Source organism: Streptomyces calidiresistens (assembly GCF_014141525.1).
In the GTDB taxonomy this organism is placed as follows: domain Bacteria; phylum Actinomycetota; class Actinomycetes; order Streptomycetales; family Streptomycetaceae; genus Streptomyces; species Streptomyces calidiresistens.
The window spans coordinates 1-15,893 of sequence record NZ_VKHS01000036.1 but is presented as its reverse complement, the minus strand read 5'-3'; the positions used below and the strand labels follow the sequence as shown (position 1 = coordinate 15,893).

The 15,893-nt window shown below is 73.5% G+C and carries 8 protein-coding genes; 5 read left to right on the top strand and 3 right to left on the bottom strand.

The features are described 5' to 3' along the window. From FOE67_RS03485 to FOE67_RS03470, 4 genes are all read left to right on the top strand, one after another. The coding region (locus FOE67_RS03485) for an FtsK/SpoIIIE domain-containing protein (RefSeq protein ID WP_267133295.1) at positions 1-1,777 on the top strand (1,777 nt) is incomplete at its 5' end. A gap of 342 nt (positions 1,778-2,119) precedes the next feature. After that, on the top strand, positions 2,120-3,475 hold the full coding sequence (locus FOE67_RS03480) for an ABC transporter substrate-binding protein (protein ID WP_228473502.1): 1,356 nt from the start codon (positions 2,120-2,122) through the stop codon (positions 3,473-3,475). Positions 3,476-3,700: 225 nt separating this feature from the next. Further along, the gene (locus FOE67_RS03475; RefSeq protein ID WP_182660258.1) at positions 3,701-5,002 is read left to right on the top strand and encodes a carbohydrate ABC transporter permease; all 1,302 of its coding nucleotides are present in this window, start codon (positions 3,701-3,703) and stop codon (positions 5,000-5,002) included. A 118-nt stretch (positions 5,003-5,120) separates the two neighbouring features. Next, the gene (locus tag FOE67_RS03470; RefSeq protein WP_182660257.1) at positions 5,121-6,134 is read left to right on the top strand and encodes a carbohydrate ABC transporter permease; all 1,014 of its coding nucleotides are present in this window, start codon (positions 5,121-5,123) and stop codon (positions 6,132-6,134) included. A gap of 236 nt (positions 6,135-6,370) precedes the next feature. Here FOE67_RS03470 and FOE67_RS03465 read toward each other — a convergent pair whose 3' ends face one another. Continuing rightward, a complete protein-coding gene (locus tag FOE67_RS03465; protein ID WP_182660256.1) occupies positions 6,371-6,730 on the bottom strand; it encodes a nuclear transport factor 2-like protein in 360 nt (119 codons plus the stop codon). 322 nt (positions 6,731-7,052) lie between these two features. On the opposite strand from FOE67_RS03465, the gene FOE67_RS03460 reads away from it, so the two are divergent. Continuing rightward, positions 7,053-8,993 (top strand): stealth family protein, encoded by a 1,941-nt coding sequence (locus tag FOE67_RS03460; protein ID WP_323384130.1) that lies wholly within the window; start codon positions 7,053-7,055, stop codon positions 8,991-8,993. Positions 8,994-9,107: 114 nt separating this feature from the next. Here the strand turns inward: FOE67_RS03460 and FOE67_RS03455 are convergent, their stop codons facing one another. Then, positions 9,108-10,013 (bottom strand): polyprenol monophosphomannose synthase, encoded by a 906-nt coding sequence (locus tag FOE67_RS03455; protein WP_228473501.1) that lies wholly within the window; start codon positions 10,011-10,013, stop codon positions 9,108-9,110. A gap of 171 nt (positions 10,014-10,184) precedes the next feature. Next, entirely contained in the window at positions 10,185-15,377 is a 5,193-nt protein-coding gene (locus tag FOE67_RS03450) for an NAD-glutamate dehydrogenase (protein WP_182660254.1), read from the bottom strand. Positions 15,378-15,893 lie beyond the last annotated feature (516 nt).

The window sequence follows — 15,893 nt, the reverse complement described above, 5'->3', positions numbered from 1 at the left end:
CCCCCTTCCCACCGCGCCGTCCCCGGAGCCGGGCGGGACACCGCCGGCCGACCCCGGACCCCGCCCCCCGCTGATCGCGCGACCGGGCACCGTCCACCGCGTCACGGGTGAGCGGGAGTCCCTGGAGGTGCCCCTGGACCTCACCGGTTCCCTGGGGCTCGTGGGCCCCCGCCGGCGGCTGCTCGGCCTGGCCCGCGCCGTGGTCGCCCGCCTGGTCGCCGACCACCCGCCCGCCGGGCTGGAGGTGGTCGTGGTGGCCCCCGGTCGAGCCGCCGAGTGGGCGTGGGCGGGGTGGCTGCCGCACACCGCGCCGGGCCCCGGCCGGGCCTGTCGACGGTTGGTGGCCTTCGACCGCGAGCAGGCCCTCGCCCGGTTGCGGGAGTCGGCCGGCCGGGAGCCGGGCGGTCCGCGGACCCTGCTGGTCCTCGACGGCGACCCCGGCTCCGCGGAGGCGCGCGCCGCGGCGGCCGAGCTGGTGGCCCGCGGCCGTGCGAGGGGTGTGCACGTGCTGTGCCTGGCGGAGGCGCCGGCCGCCACGCCGACCTCGCCGCTGGAGCGCGGCCTGGCCTCGGCGCGGGCGGCGGTGCCCGCCCTGGTGGGCTGCGGGACCACGGCGGTGCTGGTGGGCGAGGTGGCCACCACCGTCCGACTGGTGCGGGCGGACGGCACGGTCGGGCCGGCGGCGACCGCGGACGCCGTCTCCGCCGCCTGGGCGGAGCGGTTCGCCCGGGCACTGGCGCCGCTGGGCGGTGACCCGCAGGACGCGGAGGGGGCGGCGGCCGGTGGGCCGTTGCCGTCGTCGGTGCGGCTGTTGGACCTGCTGGGGCTGCCCCGGGTCACCCCGGGGGTGCTGCGCGAGCGCTGGGCCGGGCCCCGGGCCGGGCTGCCGGTCCCCCTGGGAGTGGGCACGGGCGGCCCGGTGGTGATCGATCCCACCGTGCTCCCCGGCCCGGTGGTCGTGGAGGGGCCGCCGGGCTCGGGGCGCAGCGAGGCCCTGTGCGCGTTCGCCGTCGGGCTCGCCGCGGTCAGGGGGCCGCGGGAACTGTCGCTGCTCCTGGTGGAGGCCGGAGGCGGGGACGGTCTGGCCGCCTGCGCGGAGCTGCCGCAGACCGCGCACCGGCTGCGGGCGAACGACCCGGTGCGGATGCGGGCCTTCGCCCGCGCGCTGCGGGCGGAGTTGAAACGGCGGGAGGACCTGCTGGGCGCCGGAGGGTTCGCCGAGGACCGACCGGACGGCGGGCGCTCCGGGTTCACCCTCCCCGCGCCGGTCGGGGAGGAGGAGGGCGTGCCCCTTCCGGCGATGCTCGCGCCGGGCAGCGGGCCGATGCCCCGCCTGGTGGTCGTGGTGGACGACTCGGAGTCGCTGTGGGCGCCGGCGGCGGGGGATCCGGGCCGGCCGGCGGCGGGATCGATGGTTCGGATACTGGAGGCGGTCGCGACCTCGGGGGCCCGGCTGGGGATCCACCTGATCCGGGCGGGCGGGCCCGCCCCGGCACCCGGCGCCCTGGTGCGCCTGACGGGTTCCCCTCCCGGGCGGGGGGAGCTGCTGCGGCCCGGCCCGGTGCCGGTGCCGCTCCAGGTGGCGCGGGTGACCGGCCGCATCCCCCGCACCTCGACGCTGCGGCCCACCGTGGTACCGCTGGACTGGGCCCGGATGGGGGACCCCCCGACCCGGCGGCCGGTGCGGGAGTTGGGCAACGGCCCCACCGACGCGGCGCTGTTGGCGAGCGCCGCGGCGCGGGCGGGGAGGACGGAGCACGCCGTCTCGTCGGTGTGAGGCGCTTCGCCCGCGCGCGGCGGGCGCGCCCGTCCGACTTCCGTACGCCCGGGGCCCGGGAGCCCCCACGCCCGACTCGCCGTGTCCGTCGGGTCACTCGGGCCCCATGCCTTCACCTTCTGATAACAGCCCTGTCACGAACCGGGGTTCGGTTGGTGTCCCGCCTTGTGGTGGGGGGATGCCCCGGCGTAGGACGTTTGAACGAACGGGACATGCGGCGTGGCGGTCCCGGCCCCCGGCCGGTCAGCCGCGCCCCGGGAAGAGGGCGATGACATGCGCGCGGTGAGACGACGACCGACAACGGCGATCACGGGGAAGGGATCGGGCGGACGGAGGACCACGATGCGCGCGGCGGGAGCCGTCGCGGTGGCCTCCGTACTGGCACTCACCACCGCGTGCGGTGGTGACAACGGCGACGGTGGCGAGGACGGCGGTGACAACGGGGCGGGCGCCGAGTCCTCCGTCGAACTGCCCGACCTGAACGGCGAGAGCCTGGAGATCGCGGCGGTGTGGACCGGCGCCGAGCAGGCCAACTTCATGGCGGCGGTCGCCGAGTTCGAGAGTCGAACGGGTGCCGAGGTGAACTTCGTGCCCTCGGGCGACAACGTGGCCACCTTCGTCGGCCAGAAGATAGCCGGCGGCGCGGCGCCGGACATCGTGGTGCTGCCGCAGGTCGGCGTGTTGCACGAGTTCGCCGACCAGGGGTGGATCGTCCCCGTGGACGACACCGTCATGGAGCAGTTGGACGCCAACTACGCGGCCGGCTGGCGGGATCTGGGCGCCCACGAGGGCGAGCAGTACGGCGTCTACGTCAAAGCCGCCAACAAATCACTGATCTGGTACAACACCACCGCCTTCGAGAACGCCGGGGTCTCCGAACCGGGGACCTGGGAGGAGTTCATCGAGGTGGCGCAGACCATCTCCGACTCCGGCACCCCGCCGGTCTCGGTGGCCGGGAGCGACGGCTGGACGCTCACCGACTGGTTCGAGAACATCTATCTCTCGCAGGCCGGTCCGGAGATGTACGACCAGCTGGCCGCCCACGAGATCCCGTGGACCGACGAGAGCGTCACCGAGGCACTGACCACCCTGGCCGAACTGTTCGGCTCCGAGCAGCTGTTGGCGGGCGGTGCCGACGGCGCGCTGCGCACCGACTTCCCGACCTCCGTCACGCAGACCTTCGCCGACCTGGAGAGCCCGGCGGCGGGCATGGTCTACGAGGGCGACTTCGTGGCCTCGGTGATCGCCGACGGCACCGACGCCGTGGTCGGCGAGGACGCGCAGGTCTTCCCCTTCCCCGCCGTGGACGGTGACCCGCCGGTGGTCAGCGGTGGTGACGTCGCGGTCGCGCTGGCCCCCGACGGCGAGGCGAGCGAGGCGCAGATGGCGCTGATGGCGTGGTTCGCCTCGACCGACGCGGCCCGCATCTGGGCCGAGGGCGGCGGCTTCCTGTCCCCCAACCGCGAGTTGGACACCTCCGCCTACCCGGACGACGTGCAGCGGGACATCGCGGAGGCGCTGATCGCGGCCGGCGACGACTTCCGTTTCGACCTCTCCGACCAGGCGCCGGCGGCGTTCGGCGGTACCACCGGTCAGGGCATGTGGCAGGCGTTGCAGGACTTCCTGCGCGACCCCGAGGACATCTCCGGGGTCCAGGAGTACCTGGAGAGCGAGGCGGCGCGGGCCTACGGGGGCTGAGCCCCGACGCCCGCCCCGGCGACGGGGCCGGGGAGCGCGTCCCGGTGCGGACGGGCTTCCCGGCCCCGGCCGGTCGGGGCGGGCGTCCCGGTGCGGACGACTCCCCGGCCCCCTCCCCGGTGCGGCCGCGGGAACCGTCCGCCCGAACCGCCCCGGCCCCCGGGGGAGGACCCGGGGGCCGGGTACCGATGGACCCGACCCGACATCCGATGGACGGAGTGACGGATGGCTGATGGCCGACCGGCGGTGATACGCGCCCGCCCATGGGCCGTGGCGTGCTTCCTGCTGCCCGCCCTGCTGCTGCTGGGCGCCCTGGTGGTGTATCCCATCGGGTACTCCCTGTGGCGCAGCCTCTTCGACGCGCCCGGTACCGGCTTCGTGGGGCTGGACAACTACCGGGAGATGTTCGCCAATCCCGCCATCCGGCGGGCCCTGCAGAACAACCTGATCTGGATTCTGGTGGCGCCGGCGCTGGCGACCGCCCTGGGTCTGATCTTCGCGGTGCTGACCGAGCGGATCCGCTGGTCCACCGCCTTCAAGCTGGTGATCTTCATGCCGATGGCCATCTCCATGCTGGCCGCCGGCATCATCTTCCGCCTGGTGTACGAGGCGGACCCGGACCGGGGCGTGGCCAACGCCATCCTGGTCTCGGTGAACGACACCTTCTCCGAGGGCGCGCCCTGGCCCGACGCCCGTCCCCGGCCCGACAGCGGGCTGGAGCCGGGCCCGGAGGAGAGTCTGGTGGCCGCCGAACCGGCGGCCGTGGGCGAGCCCGCGCTGCTGCCACTGGTCGGGGTGGCGCCGCCCCGGGTGGCGGACGCCGGGCAGGCGGTGGAGCCGGAGCCCGCGCCCGACGCGGTGGTCGGCGTGGTGTGGTTGGACTTCGCCCCCGGCGGGGGTGGTGATCCGGGGGTGGTCGACGAGAACGAGCGCGGCCTGCCGGGAATGGTCGTGGAGGCGGTGCGCGACGGCACGGTGATCGCCACGGCGACGGCCGGCGACGACGGGACCTTCTCGCTGCCCGCCGAGGCGGACGGGGCCGAACTGCGCCTGGCGGCGAGCAACTTCGCCGCCTCGTTCAACGGCGTGGACTGGTTGGGCCCGACCCTGGTGACACCCGCCATCATCGGCAGCTACGTGTGGATGTGGGCGGGCTTCGCGATGGTCCTGATCGCCGCCGGCCTGGCCGGGGTGCCGCGCGAGATGTTGGAGGCCGCCCGGGTGGACGGCGCCAACGAGTGGCAGGTGTTCCGGCGGATCACCGTCCCGCTGTTGGCGCCGGTGCTGGCGGTGGTGCTGGTCACGCTGATGATCAACGTGTTGAAGATCTTCGACCTGGTGCTGATCATCGCGCCGGGCTCCACCCAACCGGACGCCAACGTGCTGGCGCTGCAACTGTACTTCTCCTCGTTCGGGACCAGTCCGAACCAGGGCCTGGGCAGCGCCATCGCGATCTTCCTGCTGCTGCTGGTGATACCGGTGATGATCTTCAACATCCGACGACTGCGACAGGAGCGCAAGGGATGAGGCGGGAAGCGCACAGCCCCGGCCGACCGGTCCCGGGTCCCGCCGCGTCGGCGGCACCGGGGTCCGCGGGGGAGCCGACCCGGTGCGGGGAAGCCCACCGGGGACAGGAGGAACCACGATGAGCACACCCCACATTCCCCCTTCCTCCGCCGATTCCGGGCGGGGCGAGGACTCGGACGCCGGTACGCCGGGGGCCCTCACCCCGGCCCGGCCCGGGTCGCCGCGTCGGCCCCGGACCGGCGCCCCGGGCGAGGGGACCGGATCCGCCCGCCGGAGCGGGGAACGCTCCGTCGCCTCGCGGGTGGTCTCGGCCACCGCCGGTGGTGCGGTGCGGGTGGTCCTGATCCTCTTCGGCCTGCTGTGGCTGCTGCCGACCGCCGGATTGTTCGTGTCCTCGTTCCGCGACCCCCGGGACATCTCCGCCAGTGGGTGGTGGACGGCGCTGACCGACGCCTCGCAGTGGTCGGTGGGGAACTACACCAGCCTGCTGGAGAAGTCGGCCTTCACCGATTCCATCTGGACGACGGTGGCGATCACGGTGCCCTCGACGGCGCTGGTGGTGGTGGTCGGCGCGATGGCCGCCTACGTCTTCGCCTGGCTGGACTTCCCCGGTCGGGACTGGCTGTTCCTCGTGGTGGTGGGGCTGCTGGTGGTGCCGATCCAGGTGGCGCTGATCCCGGTGGCGCGGTTGTTCAACGTGCTGGGGATCTTCGAGACGATCCCCGGCGTGGTCCTCTTCCACGCGGCCTTCGGGTTGCCGTTCGCGATCTTCCTGCTGCGGAACTTCTTCGCGGAGATCCCCCGCGAACTGCTGGAGGCGGCACGGCTGGACGGGGCCGGCGAGATACGGCTGTTCACCCGGGTGGTGCTGCCGCTGGGCGGTCCGGCGATCGCGGCCCTGGCGATCTTCCAGTTCATGTGGGTGTGGAACGACCTGCTGGTGGCACTGATCTTCGCCTCCTCCAGCAACCCGCCGATGACGGTGGCGCTGCAGCAGGAGATGCGGCAGTTCGGCGCGAACATCGACGTGCTGGCGCCGGGCGCCTTCATCTCGATGCTGGTGCCGTTGGCGATCTTCTTCGCCTTCCAGCGTCAGTTCGTGGCCGGGGTGATGGCCGGTTCCGTGAAGTGAGGGCGACCGGCACGCCCGTGCCGGCACCGACCCCCGCGTGCTCGCCCCTCCGGGCGACGCGCGGGGGTTTTCGCGCTCACCCGATGGGATGAGTTACGCACTGCTCACGGGGAGTCGTTCGAACACCTGTCGAAGGGTCCGCCGGTGGGGGCCGGTGAGGCCCCGAACCCATCCGGACCACCCCCGGGGGCACACCGGAAGAGGTCCGTCGCGGAGGCGCCGACGCCCGGGACTCCTCAGGTCCCCGGACCCGTGGTGCCGTCGGTCTCGACCCGCGACACCCGGTCCTTCCGCAGTTCGAAGGCCCATCGGCCGGTCACCGGCTCGGCCCCCTCCCCCGCCCGGAACCGGGCCGTCACCGCGAGGCCACCGGCCTCCTCCTCCACAACCTCCACATGTCCCCCCATGTCCAGCACCTCCCGGTCCAGCCACGGCTCCACCTCGCGTTCCTCGCCGTCCGAGACGAGCACGGCGTCGGAGGTCAGCAGGGCGAGCAGCGCCGTGCGGTCCCCGGTGTTGACCGCCTGGAAGAACGCGCGGACGACGGGGTTGGAGGGGCGCGACGGGCGATCGAGACGGATGTCGGCGTCGGTCATGTCACCAGGAGAACCCCCGGGGCCGCCCCGCGCATCCCGACACGGCGCGTCCGTCGGGGACCGACACCCTCCGGGCGCGGGCCGCACACTTCCTCCACGATCTCCCGGGAATCCCCGGGAAATTCCTCGGGGAAGGACGCATGGGTTTCCGAATCCGTGGAAGACGCGCGAAGTGACATCACGCTGTGCACCGGTCTCCACCTCATCCGCCGCGCCACCGGACACCGAACGGCCACCCGTGCCGTCGGCGCGCCGTATCGTGAAAGTTATGCGGCGTTTCATCAGGTATGCAGCTCTTGTTCAGGTCGAACGCCCGCGCACCGTGAGCAACCGAGCCGAGTCCGGGGACCGCCCGGCACCGGCCGATGCCTCCGGCGCGGGGGCGGACGGCCGGACGATCCGCCGACCCGGCGGATCCCCGGCGGGGACCCACCCGCCGGTCAACCCCGAGGCCTCCCCCCTGGTCGCCCTCTACCGGCGGGTGGTGCCTCTGCGCGCCCGCCGGGCGGTGGCCGGTCGGGTCTCCCCGCAGCTGCGCGGGTCCGTCAAGCGCACCCTCGCCGACACCGCCAGGGCCGTGCCCGACCGGATGGCGGAGGTCCGCGCCGAGCGCGCCCGACGCGTCCGACCCGAGCTGTTCTCCGCCCCCGAGCGCCGCATGGTGCAGGTCAACCGGCAGCCCAAGGCCGCCACGGTGCGGGAGTTCCCCACTCCCCTGGCCGCCCGCGACGAGGCCCTGCGCATGGTGTGCGAGGCGCTCGGGGAAGCCGGGGTGGACTACTTCTGCGTGCGGGGCGTGGACCCGGCGGGCTCCGTCGTCGCCGTGCCGGCGAACGAGCGCATGCGGGCCGCCCGCGCCCTGGCCCGGCTGTGCTCGCGCACCGCCGGCTACGTCGGTGTCCGGACGCGGCGCCGGCGCCGCGGGCCGCGTCACACCGTGCCCGGCGACTCCCAGGCCGCCCGCCGGCTGTGGACCTCCGCCCCCCTGGTCCGGATGTGCTGGTACACCACCGACCGACGCGGCACCACCGCCATCGGACAACGCTACGGCTGCACGGTGGAGTTCTGGGAGACCGACGAGCGCGGGATGCTCGTGGCACCGCGCCGCAACCGGTGCACCGAGGAGATCTCCCCCGACACCCCTCGCGTCACCGTCCCCCTCGCCCGGCTGGACCAACTGCACCCGGTCCCCCACGCCCCGGCCGACGCCGAGCGGGGAGCCGACGTCGGCACCGGGACCCGCGCCGTCCCGGCGCGCAAGGGCGCGGCCGCGCACCCCGTGGTCACCATTCCCGAGTTCTCCCGCCCCCTCCCGGACGACGTCCCCTTCCCCGTGGACGCCGTCTACACCTGGGTGGACGGCGCCGACCCGGACTGGCTGGCCCGGCGGGCCCTGCACGCCGGCGAGACCTACCACGCCGAGGCCGCCAACGCCGCCCGCTACCTCAGCCGCGACGAACTGCGCTACTCGCTGCGCTCGCTGCACCAGTACGCGCCCTGGATCCGCCACGTCTACCTGGTCACCGACCGTCAGGTGCCCTCCTGGCTGAACACCGACCACCCCGGGCTGACGGTCGTCGACCACCGCGAGATCTTCTCCGACACCTCGCTGCTGCCGACCTTCAACTCGCACGCCATCGAGAGCCAGCTGCACCACATCGAGGGCCTCGCCGAGCACTTCCTCTACCTCAACGACGACGTGTTCTTCGGCCGCCTGACGGTGCCCCAGCACTTCTTCCTGGGCAACGGCCTCACCCGGTTCTTCCTGTCCAAGGCCCACATCCCCTACGGGCTGCCCACCCCGGAGGACGTGCCGGTGTCGGTGGCGGGCAAGAACAACCGGATGCTGCTGGAGGAGCGCTTCGGCGCGGTCATCACGCAGAAGATGAAGCACGTCCCGCACGCCCTGCGCCGCAGCGTGCTGTACGAGATCGAGAAGGAGTTCGCCGACCGGCACACGGCCACCGCCGCCAACCGGTTCCGCGACCTGAACGACCTCTCGGTCACCTCCTCCCTCCACCACTACTACGCGTTCCTCACCGGGCGCGCGGTGCCCGGTGGCATCCCGTACGACTACTTCGACATGGCCCACCCGGCGATCGAGACGCGACTGGGTCGACTGCTGGCGGCGCACAACCGGACCGTGTTCTGCCTGAACGACACGGTCTCCGACGAGAAGGACCTGGCGACCCAGCTGTCGATCATGGAGCCCTTCCTCCAGGCGTACTTCCCCTTCGCGAGCCCCTACGAGCGGGACGCCTGAACCGAACACCCGAACCGGCCGCGGGGCCGGCCGGTGACGTGATCGCGTCACCGGCCGGCCCCGCGGCCCTTCCGCCGTCCCGGGGTCCGGCGGGACCGGACGGGTACGACGGGCTCAACGTCCCTCCGGCCGCCCTCCCCGCAGCAGCAGGCGCCACGGCAGCACCGCGGCCTCCCACTGCACCGCCGCCGACAGCTTGGAGTTCCCGGCCCGGCGCGCCCCGAAGCGGATGGGCACCTCCACCACCCGCACCCCGCGCACCACCGCCCGGTGCTTCAACTCCATCTGGAAGGCGTGACCGGCGCCGGCCGCCTCCTGCGGGGCGACGGCCCGCAGCGCCTCCTCGCGCCACAGGTTGAACCCGCCGGTCAGGTCCCGGATGCCCGTTCCGAGCAGGGCCCCGGCGTAGGCGTTGGCACCGCGCGAGAGCATCCTGCGGTGCCGCTCCCACCCGGCGGCCAGCCGGCCGCCCGCCACGTACCGGCTGCCGACCACCAGACCGGCGCCGGTGCTGTGGGCCACCCCCAGCATCTCCGGCAGGGCGACGGCCGGGTGGCTGCCGTCGGCGTCCATCTGCGCGATGTACCCGCCGTACCCGCCGTACCCGCCCTTTCCGCCGTACCCGCCGGGGGGTTCGGGGGGAGCGACGAGTTCCCGGGCCCGCCGCATCCCCGCCGCGTAGGCCCGCCCCAATCCCCGCTTCACGGGCCGGTGCAACACCGTCACCCGGGGCGGACGCCCCGGCGGCCCGTACCGACGGGCCAGCCCCTCGGCGATGCGGCCGGTGCCGTCGGGGCTGGCGTCGTCCACGATCAGCAGCCGCAGCCCCGGCAGCGGCAGGGCCATCAGCTCCGCCACCACCCCCGGCAGGGCGCCCGCCTCGTTGTAGGTCGGCATCACCACCAGGACCGGCGTGCGGGCCCACTCCGCGGGCAGGGTCGGCGCGGCCGGGGCCCGACCGGGGGCGGGCATCGGGGCCGTCGCCCGGCCGACGCCGCTGCTGATCATCAGTGGCTCCATGCCCGTCACCCTAGGAACGACCACCTCCCGCGTCGTCTTTTCCCGGGCCGTGCGGGGGACCGGGGCCCGGCACACCGCCCGGGACCCGGCGAGGGGGTGTCGCGGGAACGGCCGCGCCCCCGGAACCGGGGAACCGGTTCCGGGGGCGCGGCCGGCGAACGGCGCGGCGTCTCAGCGGTTGCTGCGCAGCAGGGTGCGCATCGTCCGCATCGCGACCGAGAGGTTGGCCAGGTCGAAGTCGTCGGAGTTCTGGATCTCCGCGAGCGTCGAGCGGGCCCGGGTGAGGATCGCCCGGTTCCGGGAGGCCCACGCCTCCCACATCTCCTCCGGGTCGGCCCCCGGCTCACCGGCGGCCAGCACGTCGGCCGTGATCAGCTGGTGCGCCGCGTACAGGTCCTCGCGGATCGCGGTGCGCGCCATCGACTGCCAGCGGTCGGCGCGCGGCAGCATGCTGATCCGGTCCTGGAGCCGGGAGATCCCCAGCTGGTCGGCGAGGTGGTAGTACACCTGCGCCACGTCCATCAGGTCCCGCCCGGTGCGATCCGCGACGGCCACCACGTCCAGGGCGGGGAAGACCGCCGTGAACCCGGCCACCTGCTGGGCCAGCTCGGCCGGCACCCCGCTGCCCACGAGCTCGTCGTGGGTGGCGCTGTGCACCTCCAGGTCCCGGCCGCGCAACAGCTTGGGCAGCTCCAGCCACACCTGGCCCAGCGGGTCCGAGAAGATCTCGATGGTCTCCGCGAGCCGCAGCGGCTGGGGCCGGTTGTTCAGCAGCCAGCGGGCACCGCGCTCGACCATGCGCCGCGAGTGCAGCCGGATATGGGTCAGGACGGTCGCCGGGACGTCGTTGGCCAGTTGCTCGGCGGTGTCCCAGATCCGGTGCAGGCCGAAGATGGCCCGGGCGGCGGTGTGCGCCCGGACGATCTCCTCCACCGAGGCCCCGGACTCCTCGTGCATCCGGTGCAGGAAGGAGGGTCCGCCGACGTTGATCGTGTCGTTGACCAGGAGGGTGGTGATGATCTCCCGGCGCAGGGCGTGGCGCTCGATCCGGTCCGGGAAGCGCTCGCGCAGCGGGCCGGGGAAGTACACCTCGAGCAGCCGCTCCAGGTGGGGGTCGTCGGGCAGGTCGGTGCCGACCAGCGCCTCGGTGGTGGTGAGCTTGGCGTACGCCAGCAGCACCGCCAGCTCCGGCTGGGTCAGCCCCTCCCCCGCGTGTCGGCGCTCGGCGATCTCCTCGTCGTCCGGCAGGAACTCCAGGCGTCGGTCCAGCCGGCCCTCCGCCTCCAGGGAGCGGATGAAGCGCTGGTGGGCCAGGAGCAGGCCGGGCGCGGTGGCCTCGGAGGTGGCCAGCACCACGTTCTGCGCGTGGTTGTTGCGCAGCACGATCTCGGCGACCTCGTCGGTCATCTCCGCCAGCAGCAGGTTGCGCTGCTTGACGGTGAGGTCCCCGTTGGCGACCACGTCGTTGAGCAGGATCTTGATGTTCACCTCGTGGTCGGAGGTGTCCACACCGGCGCTGTTGTCGATGGCGTCGGTGTTGCAGTGCCCGCCGTTGCGGGCGAACTCGATGCGGCCCAACTGGGTCAGGCCCAGGTTCCCGCCCTCGCCGACCACCTTGACCCGCAGGTCCCGGCCGTCCACCCGGATCGCGTCGTTGGCGCGGTCACCGGCGTCGGCGTGGCTCTCGGTGGAGGCCTTGACGTAGGTGCCGATGCCGCCGTTCCACAACAGGTCCACCGGCGCCCGCAGGATCGCCCGCATCAGGTCGGCGGGCGTCATCGCCACGACCGAGGACGGGATGTCCAGGGCGGTGCGCACCTGCGGGGTGAGCGGGATGGACTTGGCCGTGCGCGGGTGCACCCCGCCGCCCTTGGACAGCAGGGAGGTGTCGTAGTCGGCCCACGAGGAGCGGGGCAGCTCGAACAGCCGGCGGCGCTCCGCGTACGAGCTCGCGGCGTCGGGGTCGGGGTCCAGGAAGATGTGCCGGTGGTCGAAGGCCGCCACCAGTCGGATGTGCTCGGACAGCAGCATGCCGTTGCCGAAGACGTCGCCGGACATGTCGCCGATGCCGACGACCGTGAAGTCCTGCGTCTGGGTGTCGTGGCCCAGCTCGCGGAAGTGGCGCCGGACCGACTCCCAGGCACCCCGGGCGGTGATGCCCATGGCCTTGTGGTCGTAGCCGGCCGAGCCGCCGGAGGCGAAGGCGTCCCCGAGCCAGAAGCCGTACTCGATGGCCACCTCGTTGGCGATGTCGGAGAAGGTGGCGGTGCCCTTGTCGGCGGCGACCACGAGGTAGGTGTCGTCGCCGTCGTGGCGGACCACGCCGGGCGGCGGGACGACCCGGCCGTCCACCAGGTTGTCGGTGATGTCCAGCAGGCCGCGGATGAAGGTGCGGTAGCAGGCGACGCCCTCCGCCAGCCACGCCTCCCGGTCCGAGGGGTCCGGCAGGCGCTTGGCGACGAACCCGCCCTTGGCCCCGACCGGCACGATGACGGTGTTCTTGACCTCCTGTGCCTTGACCAGGCCCAGGATCTCGGTGCGGAAGTCCTCGCGCCGGTCGGACCAGCGCAGTCCGCCCCGGGCGACCTTGCCGAAGCGCAGGTGGACGCCCTCCACGCGGGGGGAGTACACCCAGATCTCGTAGGCCGGGCGCGGCTCGGGCAGGTCGGGGATGGCCTGCGGGTCGAGCTTCATCGACAGGTAGGGACGGGGGCGCCCCGGCTCCCCCTCCGCCGCGGCGTCGGGCCGGTCGTCGGTGTCGGTGCGGAAGTAGTTGCACCGCAGGGTCGCCCGGATGACGGTGCGGAAGGCGCGCAGGATGCGGTCCTCGTCCAGGTTCGAGACCTGGTCCAGGGCGCCGTCCAGTTCCTCCAGGATGCCGTCGGTCAACTCGTGGCCGGCGTGCTGCCGTTCGGGGTGCAGGCGGGCCTCGAAGAGGTTGACCAGCAGGCGGGTGGTGTGGACGTTGCGGCGGAGCGTGGCCTCCATGTTCTCCTTGGAGAACCTCGCCCCCGCCTGCCACAGGTACTTGGCGTAGGCGCGCAGCACCATCGCCTGCCGCCAGGTCAGCCCCGCGGAGAGCACCAGGGCGTTGATCCCGTCGTTCTCCGCCTCGCCGGTCCAGGCCGCGGAGAAGGCGTCCTGGAAGCGCTCGCGGACATCGGTGCCGGTGGCCTTGGCGACGGACTCCGGGACGCGCAGTCCGAAGTCGTAGATCCAGGCGGTCGAGCCGTCCGCCGGGCGCAGTTCGTAGGGGCGTTCGTCGACCACCTCGACGCCGAGGTTCTGCAGCACCGGCAGGACCGCCGACAGGGTCACCGGTTCGCCGGTGCGGTAGATCTTGAAGCGGCGCTCGCCGGGGGCCGCGCCGACCGGCTCGTAGAGGCTGAGGGCGAAGTCCGGGCCGTCCTCACCGGGGCGCAGACCGATGACGTACTGCAGGTCGGCGACGGCGGCACGCGGCGGATGGTCCGCCTTGTACCCCTCGGGGAAGGCGTGTTGGAAGCGGCGGCCCAGTTCGGCGGCCTGCTCCTCGCCGCACTCGGCGAGGAGGGCGTCGACGAAGCCGTCGGTCCAGGACCGGGAGGCCTCGGCGAGTCGCGCCTCGATGCGGTCCCGGTCGGCCTCGGTGATCTCGGGAAGGTCGGTGCCGGGTGGGACCCGGATCACGAAGTGCAGCCGGGAGAGCACCGACTCGGTGTTCCAGGCGGTGAAGTCGGTGGTGGTGCCGCCCAACTCCTCGCACAGGATCTCGCTCAGCCGCAGCCGCACCGAGGTGGTCCAGCGGTCCCGGGGCAGGTAGACCAGCGCGGAGTAGTAGCGGCCGTACTCGTCCTGGCGCAGGAACAGCCGCAGCCGGCGGCGTTCCTGCAGGTGCAGCACGGCGGTGGTGATGGCCCGCAGGGTCGGCACCGAGGTCTGGAACAACTCGTCGCGCGGGTAGGTCTCCAGGATCTGGAGGAGGTCCCGGCCGCTGTGGCTGTCGGGCGCGAAACCGGCCGAGGCCAGCACCTCGGCCACCTTCCGGCGGATCACCGGTACCCGGCGCACGGATTCGGTGTACGCCGCCGAGGAGAACAGGCCCAGGAAACGGCGCTCGCCGATGACGCGGCCCTCGGCGTCGAACTTCTTGACGCCGATGTAGTCCAGGTAGGAGCGGCGGTGCACGGTGGCACGGCTGTTGGCCTTGGTGAGGATGAGCACCCGGGGCTCGCGGGCCTTGGCCCGGGCGGCGGGGGTGAGCCGGCTGAACGCCGGGGAGTCGGGGGTCGGCACACCGGGGTGGTAGTCGCCGATGTCGGTGCGGGTGGAGGCGTGCCCGTGCTCCCCCGGGCCGCCGGCGGCCGGCGGCCCGCCCTCGGGCAGGGTGTGGGTGGGGTCGGAGCGAAGGATGCCCAGGCCGGTGCCGGGGATGGCGGTGAGCACGTCCCCCTCGCCGCCGTTGTCCTCCCGCACCAGGCGGTACTCGCGGTAGCCGAGGAAGGTGAAGTGGTCGGCGGCCAGCCAGCGGAGCAGTTCGCGGGCCTCCTCGACCTCCAGGGCCCGCCGGCGTTCCTCGGCCGCCGCCGCCTCGGGGCCGTCCTCCTCGGAGGGGGCCCCGGCCCCCTCGTCGCCGGGGGTCGGGAGGATCTCGCCGCCGGTGGCCGGGTCCACCACGGTGTCGGTCACCAGGACGGGCGGGACGGTCAGCTCGTCGGCGATGGCCAGGGCCCGCTCGCGCATCTTCCGCCAGTCCTCCACGGACTCGCGGACGTCGTTGAGGATGCGCCGCAGGTCGGTCTCGATGCTCCGCAGATTCCGGGGATCGGTCTCCCGGTCCACCTCGACGTGGATCCAGGATTCGATCACCGCGTCGTCGGGCAGTTCCTCCCGCTCGTGGGTGTGGGCCCGCGCGCCGAAGGGGTCGCGTCCGGCGTCCAGGACCTCCAGCAGCTTTCCGGTGACGTCCCGGCGGACGATCATCTGCGGGTGGATGACGATGTGGATGCCCCGGTCCTGCCGGGAGAGTTCGTTGGTGACCGAGTCCACCAGGAAGGGCATGTCGTCGGTGACGACCTCCACCACGGTGTGGCTGCAGGTCCAGCCCACCTCCTCCACCGTCGGGGTGTGCACCCGGACGTTGGCGGTGCCCTGGGGGCGGTGGGCGGCGAGCCGACGGTGGGAGAACGCCGCGCCGTAGAGGTCGACCGGATCGCGTCCCTGGATGTCCTCCGGGGAGACGTACAGGTAGTAGCGCTGGAGGTACGCCCGGAGCTCGGCGGCGTCCGGGTGCTGGGCGGTTCTGCTCCCCGCCGGTCCGTGGTCGGCGACCTCGGCCGCGCGGTTCAGCAATTCGGCTTTGACGTCATCCAGCTTGCTGTGCATGTCCTCTGACTCCTGTCGCGCCTCGTCGCACGACGTCGGGAACTCGATGTCGGATGCAGCGGGCGACGTTCGGTCGGGGATGACGGGCGATCCCCGCCGCGTCCTTCGACGACCGGCCGCACCGGGCCGCGCGGGACGCGCGGGGCCGGTGCCCCGGACGGAGCGGACTCCGCGACCGGGGCGGGGGAGGCGACGCTGCCTCCGGCGGGTATCGCGCTGATCACGGGCTCAGGCTACCCCTCCCGCGTCGGCGCTCCCGCCGCCGTTCGTACAAAGCGGGGGGCGATATTTTGACCGGGTGGACAAGAACCGCGGGGGCGGGCTCGGACGGAACCACCCGGTGTTGTCGTTCCGCTGTGGGGCGTGTCGGTGCCCCGCGGGCCGTTCCGCACGGTGGTGGCGCCATCGTGCGGCCTCCCGGACCGGCACCCGCGCGGATGGTGCGAGCCGGCTCCGAACGGATCGGGCGGCCGGGTCGGGCGCCGTCGGCTCCCGGCCGGGGGGCCGGGGCCGGGG